At 35.5% G+C, this 1,063-nt stretch carries 2 protein-coding genes; one reads left to right on the top strand and one right to left on the bottom strand.

The genetic code is table 11. From position 1 onward, the window contains the following. Positions 1-152 precede the first annotated feature (152 nt). Positions 153-671: a hypothetical protein gene (locus tag ACFIK6_RS09945; protein WP_375677605.1), complete on the top strand. Its 519-nt coding sequence runs from the start codon at positions 153-155 to the stop codon at positions 669-671. Here the strand turns inward: ACFIK6_RS09945 and ACFIK6_RS09940 are convergent. Continuing rightward, a partial coding sequence (locus tag ACFIK6_RS09940; protein WP_375677604.1) for a hypothetical protein occupies positions 630-1,063 on the bottom strand: 434 nt, incomplete at its 5' end. The two genes, ACFIK6_RS09945 and ACFIK6_RS09940, sit on opposite strands and share 42 nt — an antisense overlap.

Below are 1,063 nucleotides of genomic sequence, written 5' to 3'. Positions count from 1 at the left end.
TCTTTCGTCTAGATACAATACGCCTAAGTACAGCAATGTCATTAAATACGATTTGCAACAATTTGTCAACACAAAAATAACACATATTGATATATTCAAGGGGAATCTGTTAGGGAGGTTTTAAACAGTGGATCGTCAAAAAAGAGGAGATAATGATTACAGAAAATCTATGTTTTATTGGAGCTTTGATAGCATTTTTCTTATTAATGCTATTCTATGCAATACGTGCCTTTAAAAAACAAGGGAAAGAAATAGTTGCATACTGCACTGTACTATTTTTACCAACGTTTGTTCCATTCCTTCCTTTAGTTATAACATTTAATTCTAACCTTGTGGGAAATGATCTACAAGACAAAGTAGCTGCTCTATTGCTAGCTATGTCACTCACGAGCTTTGGCATATCATGTTGGATAATAAAAATGATGCGTGAAGATGGAGAACAGTTTAATATCAAAGATATAGCTTTTATGACTTGTGGAATGCCGCTTTTATTTGGTGGTATAGTGGGTGGTATAATTGCACTTTTTATGTGGAATATAACAATAGGAATAATAATTATAGGGTTATCAGTTCTAATCTATATAAGAAAATATTTGTTAGGAATTTGTGGAGTAATATTGGGATTAATATTAACCATAGCGTTGATCAAATTTATTTGGAGAATTGTCTAATGCAAAATGCTTTTGAAGCGCATTAAGAGCAACTCGTAATGAATTCACAAGATGTGGTAGCATTTGGTCTTCTATAACGAGGTACTGTAGCGCTGTATAAAGATTACACTGTCTATAGAGGCATTGCGCTTCTTTTATTACCTCTTGCATGGATTGATAATGGCGCGTCGCTTTTTGAACCCACTGTTCAAGACTATTGGGGTCTGAATTTGTAGACACATCATCATAAACAGCGCTTGGCAAGCCTTTTGCGCAAAGGTAATTATTCCTTATCTGTAGATATTGTTGCGCGGCATCATATTGCTCTTGAGTAATCACGCCTTGCAAGCAAAGCCGCCCGATATAGGTACCAGAAAGTGGATTTTTTGCCTCTTGTAGCGTTAAACCGAAGC

The organism is Bartonella sp. AS69XJJH (assembly GCF_042195585.1).
GTDB lineage: Bacteria > Pseudomonadota > Alphaproteobacteria > Rhizobiales > Rhizobiaceae > Bartonella.
The sequence above is the reverse complement of the archived record's forward strand: the minus strand, read 5'-3'. Positions and strand labels throughout refer to the sequence as shown.